Annotated in this window: 8 protein-coding genes; 3 read left to right on the top strand and 5 right to left on the bottom strand. The window is 62.1% G+C overall.

Annotated features, from left to right (window positions below):
* Positions 1-249: 249 nt before the first annotated feature.
* The gene (rlmD, locus tag Q0J74_RS09725; RefSeq protein ID WP_297213999.1) at positions 250-1,605 is read right to left on the bottom strand and encodes a 23S rRNA (uracil(1939)-C(5))-methyltransferase RlmD; all 1,356 of its coding nucleotides are present in this window, start codon (positions 1,603-1,605) and stop codon (positions 250-252) included.
* Positions 1,598-2,410, bottom strand: coding sequence for a hypothetical protein (locus Q0J74_RS09730; protein WP_297214002.1), 813 nt, complete (start codon positions 2,408-2,410; stop codon positions 1,598-1,600). The genes rlmD and Q0J74_RS09730 overlap by 8 nt, the downstream gene beginning before the upstream one ends.
* 242 nt (positions 2,411-2,652) lie before the next feature.
* Between Q0J74_RS09730 and Q0J74_RS09735 the strand changes: the two genes are divergently transcribed.
* Positions 2,653-3,363 (top strand): helix-turn-helix transcriptional regulator, encoded by a 711-nt coding sequence (locus Q0J74_RS09735; RefSeq protein ID WP_297214005.1) that lies wholly within the window; start codon positions 2,653-2,655, stop codon positions 3,361-3,363.
* Between the two features lie 67 nt (positions 3,364-3,430).
* Here Q0J74_RS09735 and Q0J74_RS09740 read toward each other — a convergent pair whose 3' ends face one another.
* From Q0J74_RS09740 to Q0J74_RS09750, 3 genes are read right to left on the bottom strand one after another with little or no spacing between them, the layout of a single operon-like run.
* Positions 3,431-3,694 carry a hypothetical protein gene (locus Q0J74_RS09740; protein WP_297214008.1) on the bottom strand — a complete coding sequence of 88 codons (264 nt, stop codon included), beginning with the start codon at positions 3,692-3,694 and terminating at the stop codon, positions 3,431-3,433.
* A gap of 14 nt (positions 3,695-3,708) precedes the next feature.
* The gene (locus tag Q0J74_RS09745) at positions 3,709-3,984 is read right to left on the bottom strand and encodes a metal-sensing transcriptional repressor (protein WP_297214011.1); all 276 of its coding nucleotides are present in this window, start codon (positions 3,982-3,984) and stop codon (positions 3,709-3,711) included.
* 47 nt (positions 3,985-4,031) lie between these two features.
* Positions 4,032-4,427, bottom strand: a complete 396-nt coding sequence (locus tag Q0J74_RS09750) for a hypothetical protein (protein ID WP_297214014.1) — start codon at positions 4,425-4,427, stop codon at positions 4,032-4,034.
* A gap of 177 nt (positions 4,428-4,604) precedes the next feature.
* Between Q0J74_RS09750 and Q0J74_RS09755 the strand changes: the two genes are divergently transcribed.
* A complete protein-coding gene (locus Q0J74_RS09755; protein ID WP_297214017.1) occupies positions 4,605-5,090 on the top strand; it encodes a deoxycytidylate deaminase in 486 nt (161 codons plus the stop codon).
* Between the two features lie 228 nt (positions 5,091-5,318).
* Positions 5,319-6,639, top strand: a 1,321-nt coding sequence (gene rny, locus Q0J74_RS09760; RefSeq protein ID WP_297214020.1) for a ribonuclease Y, incomplete at its 3' end; no start/stop codon positions are given.

Here is a 6,639-nt window from a genome sequence, read left to right on the forward strand (position 1 = left end):
CCTCCTATTCTGGCCGATATATGCGAAAAACCCGGTCATGCATCAAGCATGAAACGGGTTTTTCGACAGACTGAAGGACATCGCTTGCACGATGTCCTTTTCAGTCAACTATTTAGTTTTTTGTGTTCCCACACTCCATATCAATAACTACCGAAACCGTGATATAGTCCTCAATACGCTTATTGCGGAATTTATCACCCTCTGCGTCAAACACCACATGGCGGGAAAAGTGCCTAAATCTAAGGATTTCTACAAGGTTTCTCTTTGTAGCAACACTATTGTCTCGACGTGGGCGGTGCGGGGGAACAGGTCCACCGCCGCCGCCCGGGTCAGGGCGTAGCCGCGCCCGGCAAAGCGCTTTACATCCCGGCCCAGGGTGCCGGGGTCACAGGAGACATAGACCACCCGGCGGGGCGCCATGGCGGCAACGGTGTCCACCACATCCTCCGCCAGCCCCTTGCGGGGCGGGTCCACGCACACCACTGCGGGCTTTACGCCCTCGGCGGCCAGCCGCCGGGCGGCCTCCCCCGCGTCGCCGCACAGGAATCGGACGTTGTCCACCCCGCTGCGCCGGGCGTTTTCCACCCCGTCGTCCACCGCCTGGGGGACCACCTCGGCCCCCCACACCATCCCCGCCTGCCGGGCCAGCACCAGGGAAATGGTGCCGATGCCGCAGTACAGGTCCAGGGCGGTGTCCCCGCGGGTCAGCTGGGCAAACTCCAGGGCCTTGGCGTAGAGCACCTCCGCCTGGTCGGGATTGACCTGGTAGAAGGAGGGGACTGACAGCCGGAAGGTGCGCCCGCACAGCTGGTCAAAGAGGAAGTCCTGCCCCCAAAGGGTGCGGTAGCGCTCCCCCAGGATGACGTTGCTGTGACTCTCGTTGCTGCCCAGCACCACGCCGATCAGGCGGGGCTCCGAGGAGCGGAGGGCGGACACCAGTTCGTGCTCCCGGGGGACGCCCCGGCCATTGACCAGCAGGCAGCACAGACTTTCCCCCCGGCGGTTGGTGCGTACATACACGTGGCGTACCAGGCCCAGGCGGCTTTTCTCGTCATAGGCGGGGATGCGCCAGGCGGTCATCCACTCCTTCACCGCCTGGCGCAGCCGGCCGGCGGCCTGGCTCTGGAGCAGACAGTCGGGGACATCCACCACCCGGTGGGTCCGGTTCTGGTAGAAGCCGATGCGGGGTCCTCCGGCCACGGGGAACTGGGCCTTGTTCCGGTAGCGGTCCACTCTGGGGGAGCCAAGCACCGGGGGCAGCTCCAGATGCTCCGCGCCCCCCAGCCGGGTGAGGGCGTCATACACCCGGGTGTGCTTGGCCTCCAGCTCCTGGCTGTAGTCCATGTGCCGGAACTGGCAGCCGCCGCACCGGGGATAATGGGGACAGTCGGGAACAATCCGGGCGGGAGAGGGGACAATCACCTCCGCCACCTTTCCCCACAGGGCGGAGCGGCCCACATGGGTGAGGCGCACGTCGCACACCTCTCCACGGATCCCCCCCTGGACAAAGACCACCATGCCCTCCAGCCGGGCCACGCCGCAGCCGTCGCTGGCGTATCCCTCAATGGACAGACGGTGGATCTGCTGTTCAGCGGGTTTATCCATGGAGGCTCACATCCTTCATGCTGTCATAGGACAGGGTGATTTCCACCGGACTGTGGAGGGCGGGCAGGTCGTTGCCCTGAATCCAGAAGGTGTACCCCTCCTGGGTAAGGCAGAAGTTCTCCGGCTGGTAGACGGCGATGATCTGGGCCTCGGTAAACTGCCCGGCCACGATCTCCTCCTGCTCCAGGAAGGCGGCTACCACCCGCTTCTGCACCGTGTCCGCATCGGAGAACAGGTCGGCAAAGCCCAGCTTGATCCCGGTCATGGAGTCAAAGTGCTCGGAGAGGAAAAAGGTGCTGGGATAGGGGCTGCCGCCGGTAATGCTCCAGGTGCGGCGGATGCTGTATACCATGCTGTCGGCATAGGTGACCTCGTAGTTCATTTCCTCCGCCGTGGGGGTAAAGGAATAGCCGGCGGCCTTGGACACCTCATAGTCGGAGACGGCGGCCTCGTAATTGTCCTCCGCGCTGGCCAGCAGGGAGGAGCCAAGGCTTTTGTACCAATCGTTGATGGCGGTGCCGGCGGCGCAGGCGTCGGTATTCTGCACCATGGGCAGCACATAGTGGACGGTGAGCACGGTGGTGCCGTCCCCGGCGGTGAAGGTGCGGGCAAAGGCCTGATCCCCCCATACCGGCGGCTGGGAGGGCGCGGGCGTGGCGGTGACCGCCGGGGTGGCGGAGGGTACGGCGGAGGGCAGACTCTCCGGCGAGGGAGAGGCGGACGGCGTCGGGTCGTCGTGGGTGCAAGCGCTGAGACTGAGGATCAGCAGCCCGGCCAGCAGCCCGGTCAGCAGTCGTTTTTTCATAAAAAACTCCTTTTCATGGAACGGATGAAGGGCCGGAGCATACCCGGCCTGTGGTTTCATTTTAGCATCGGACGGCCAAACCGTAAATGGAAAATCAAAAATTGTAAGGATTTGTGATGATTTGTTCCCCAAAACAGGAAAATGCTCCCTGTCAACCGCCGGTTGACAAAATGGAAAGGGCTGGACCTTGCCATCCGGCGGGGAATCCGCTAGGATAAAGACAGGAAAAGGAGGTGGCGTCCATGACGCTGGGGCAGCGGATTCAGAGTGGCAGGGCCAAACTGGGACTCTCCCAGGAAGGGCTGGGGGACAGGTTGGGGGTGTCCCGCCAGGCGGTGAGCAAGTGGGAGGCCGACGGTGCGGTACCCGATACCGACAAGCTCATCGCCCTGTCCAAGCTCTTCGGTATCAGTCTGAATGAGCTTTTGCAGGTGGAAGGTCCGGCGGCAAAGGCCCCGCCCGCCCGGCGTGCCAGGGCAGTATGGGTCCTGGCGGTGGTGCTGGCGGCGGCGGCCCTGGCGGTGCTGGGGATCCGGCAGGAAGCCCGTATCGCGGCCCTGGAGGAGCAGGTGGCCGCCCTCCAAAGCCAGGCAGAGGGGCCGGACCCCGCGGAACTGGTGGCCGACTGGGGATATGAAGTTCTCTCCGTCTCCTCGGCGGGGTGGACGGCAGAATTTCAGGTGACCACCGCCCGGCATGATCCGGAGGAGGTGCCGGAGGTCTTTTTCCTCATGGTCAGGGAGGGACGGGACCCCAAACGGGCGCAGGCCGTCATGGACCCGGCGGTTCCCGGGGTATACACCGCCCGGATGGAAGACGAGGACCTCTCCCTGCTGTCTGGCTTCACCTTGTCGGCAGGCTTTGTCCGGGACGGTGTGGAGTATGTGTGTCCTCTGGCGGAGTTTTCCAGGCTGGGCGATACATACAGCAGCTATCATCCCCTCTGGCCGTAAGAAGGAACGAGACTGCCGAAAAAGGCACCTGTGCCTTTTTCGGCAGTCTCGCTTTTTCTGGTCTTGTTTAGTCCAGGCTCCCGGCCAGAGCGGTCTGTCCCAGTTCCAGGTCATCCTTGTGGACATAGAAGGTATACTCGTAAGCGGGGAGAGGTGCGTCGGTATGAAGGCTCAGAGCACCGTGGACCCCCACAGGCGGGGTCATATCCGATTGGCCGATGTGGAAGGGAATGCCCGCCTCGGTGAGGGTGGCGCGAATCTTCCCCACCTCCTGGGCGGAGGTGGTGCTGAACAGCTTTCTCCGGGCTAAAACAGGGATCTTCTCTTCCATGGGTACAACTCCTTTCAGCTCATGCGGGAGAAGTGCTCAATGGCCTTGGCAAATTCCGAAATGGTCTTGTCCGCATCCCCGTGCTCGATGCCGTCCCGGACACAGTGGTTGAGATGTCCCTCCAGCACCACCTGCCCCGCCTTGTGGAGGGCGCTCTTGGCGGCGTTGATCTGCATGAGCAGCTCCTCGCAGGGTACGTCCTCGTCCACCATCCGGTCAATGGCGTTTACCTGCCCGATGATCTTCCGCAGCCGGCGGTGGAGATTGCCGGCATCCATACACTGTCTCATTCGTTCACCCGCTCTCGGTCAAAAAGCTGCAAAAGGCGCGCAAAGCCTCAGCTCCGCTCCTCAAAGCTGGCGCCGCAGTTGCGGCAGCTGATGGTGATCTTCCCCTTGCCCCGGGGAACCCGCAGATACTGCCCGCAGTTGGGACACTTGAAATAGCGGTGTTCCTTGTCCCGGTGGATGGTGCGGCGCATCTTCACCCAGCGGATGGCCGGGCCGGCCAGGGCCAGAAACCGGGCGTTCTCCGCCCGGCGGCGGTCAAACCGCCGGGAGAACATACGGTACACGTCCCACAGCAGCACCACCAGTGCCACCCAGGACAGAGCGCCCAGATGGGGCAGGCCGGACAGCAGGATCAGAATCACATAGGTGATGAGGAGGAAAAAGGAGAGCTGGTCGCTGCCATACCGCCCGTACATCAATTTTCGGAAAAAATTCATGAGCATGAGCCGTGGTCCTCTCCTTCAGCCGGAAATCTTACATTTTTCTGAATCTTATGATACCGCCTGGGGCTTTTTTCGTCAAGGAAGGAAACGTAAACAATGTGTGAATTCAGTGGGAAAATCCCCTTGCGTCCGGAAGAAAAAGCCGTTATACTGGAAAAAAAGCGGGGAGGACCGGGCATGGGACGCATTGACAAGGAAAATTACTATCTGGATATCGCCCAGACCGTGGCGGAGCGGGCCACCTGCCTGCGGCGCCGTTATGGGGCCATTTTGGTGAAAAGCGATGAGATCATCGCCACCGGCTACAACGGCGCCCCCCGAGGCCGGAAAAACTGCGTGGATCTCAACTACTGCACCCGGGAGGCCCTGAACATCCCCTCCGGGGAGCGGTACGAGCTGTGCCGCTCCGTCCATGCCGAGGCCAACGCCATCATCTCCGCTGCCCGGAGCGAGACGCTGGGCGCCACCCTGTACATGGCCTGCGTGAATCCGGCCACCGGGGAGCTGATCCCCGGCTCCACCTCCTGCTCCATGTGCCGCCGGCTCATCATCAACGCCGGTATCCAGCGGGTGGTCATCCGCAACACCAGGACGGACTACTCCGTGGTCCACGTGGAGGACTGGATCCGGGAGGACGACTCCCTCCCCGCCCAGACCGGCTGAGCGCGCTTTTCCCCGGACCCCAGCGGGTCCGGGGATTTTTGTGCGTATACGAATTTCCTTGACAGATGGAGCCATTAGGACTTAAAATAGTCTAGGTGTAGTATTTTGAAGAACGAGGGGTACGTTCTTCGGTTTTTGTGCGGTTTGGACAAATCATGCCCGCCGCATCCATCAATATGCCAAATCGAACTTTGAAAATTCAAGAAAGGGAGGTGTGTTTCAACCTTGATGCAGACAATCATCGCCTGTGTGATCACCGCGGTGGTCGCACTTGCCATAGGCTTCCCCGCCGGTATCCAGTGGCGCAAGAAGGTCGCCGAAAAGGAGATCTCCAGCGCGGAGGAGGAGGCCAAGCGTATCATCAACGAGTCCATCAAAAGCGCCGAAAGCAAGAAGCGGGAGGCGCTGGTGGAGGCCAAGGAGGAAATTCTCCAGGCCCGCAACGAGTATGAGCGCGAGGTGAAGGAGCGCCGGGCCGACCTGCAGAAGCAGGAACGGCGGCTCCAGCAGAAGGAAGAAAACCTGGACCGCAAAACCGAAAATATCGAGAAGAAGGAGGACACCCTGCAGCGCAAGCTGGCCGAGCTGGACCAGGCCCGGGAGGAAGTGTCCACTGTCAAGAAGACCCAGATGGAGGTGCTGGAGCGGATCTCCGGCTTTACCGCCGAGGAGGCCAAACACTACCTGATCCAGCAGCTGGCTGAGGAGGTCACCCACGAGTCGGCCATGAAGGTGCGGGAGATTGAGGCCCAGTTCAAGGAGGAGGCCGACACCCGCGCCAGGGAGATTCTGTCCCTGGCCATTCAGCGCTGCGCCGCCGATCATGTGGCGGAAGCCACCGTCAGTGTGGTACCCCTGCCCAATGACGAGATGAAGGGCCGCATCATCGGCCGGGAAGGCCGCAACATCCGCACCCTGGAGACCATGACCGGGGTGGATCTGATTATCGACGACACGCCGGAGGCCATCACCGTCTCCTGCTTCGACCCGGTCCGCCGGGAAATTGCCCGTATCGCCCTGGAGAAGCTGATCCAGGACGGCCGCATCCACCCCACCCGGATTGAGGAGATGGTGGAGAAGGCCAAGCGGGAGGTGGACGCCACCATCAAAGCCGAGGGCGAGCGGGCGGTGTTTGAGACCAACGTCCACGGCCTGCACCCCGAGCTGATCAAGCTGCTGGGCCGCATGCGCTACCGCACCAGCTACGGCCAGAACGTGCTCAACCACTCCATCGAGGTGTCCCACCTGGCGGGACTCATCGCCGCCGAGATCGGCGCCGATGTGACCCAGGCCAAGCGGGCCGGCCTGCTCCACGATTTGGGCAAGTCCATTGATCATGAGGTGGAGGGTTCCCACGTGCAGATCGGCGTGGAGCTGGCCCGGAAGTACCGGGAGAATGAGGATGTGATCCACGCCATCGAGGCCCACCACAACGATGTGGAGCCCCGTACCATCGTGGCCTGTATCGTCCAGGCGGCCGACGCCATTTCCGCCGCCCGGCCCGGCGCCCGGCGGGAGAATCTGGAGAACTATATCAAGCGCCTGGAGA

The sequence above is a fragment of the uncultured Flavonifractor sp. genome (assembly GCF_944387675.1).
Classification (GTDB): Bacteria; Bacillota; Clostridia; order Oscillospirales; family Oscillospiraceae; genus Flavonifractor.

What these genes read in the sequence shown, in the direction of transcription:
- Q0J74_RS09740 (WP_297214008.1), bottom strand. Translation starts at nt 3,694, where the DNA reads ATGGAAGAGAAGATCCCTGTTTTAGCCCGGAGAAAGCTGTTCAGCACC.
- Q0J74_RS09755 (WP_297214017.1), top strand. Translation starts at nt 4,605, where the DNA reads ATGGGACGCATTGACAAGGAAAATTACTATCTGGATATCGCCCAGACC.
- Q0J74_RS09735 (WP_297214005.1), top strand. Translation starts at nt 2,653, where the DNA reads ATGACGCTGGGGCAGCGGATTCAGAGTGGCAGGGCCAAACTGGGACTC.
- rlmD (WP_297213999.1), bottom strand. Translation starts at nt 1,605, where the DNA reads ATGGATAAACCCGCTGAACAGCAGATCCACCGTCTGTCCATTGAGGGA.
- Q0J74_RS09745 (WP_297214011.1), bottom strand. Translation starts at nt 3,984, where the DNA reads ATGAGACAGTGTATGGATGCCGGCAATCTCCACCGCCGGCTGCGGAAG.
- Q0J74_RS09730 (WP_297214002.1), bottom strand. Translation starts at nt 2,410, where the DNA reads ATGAAAAAACGACTGCTGACCGGGCTGCTGGCCGGGCTGCTGATCCTC.
- Q0J74_RS09750 (WP_297214014.1), bottom strand. Translation starts at nt 4,427, where the DNA reads ATGCTCATGAATTTTTTCCGAAAATTGATGTACGGGCGGTATGGCAGC.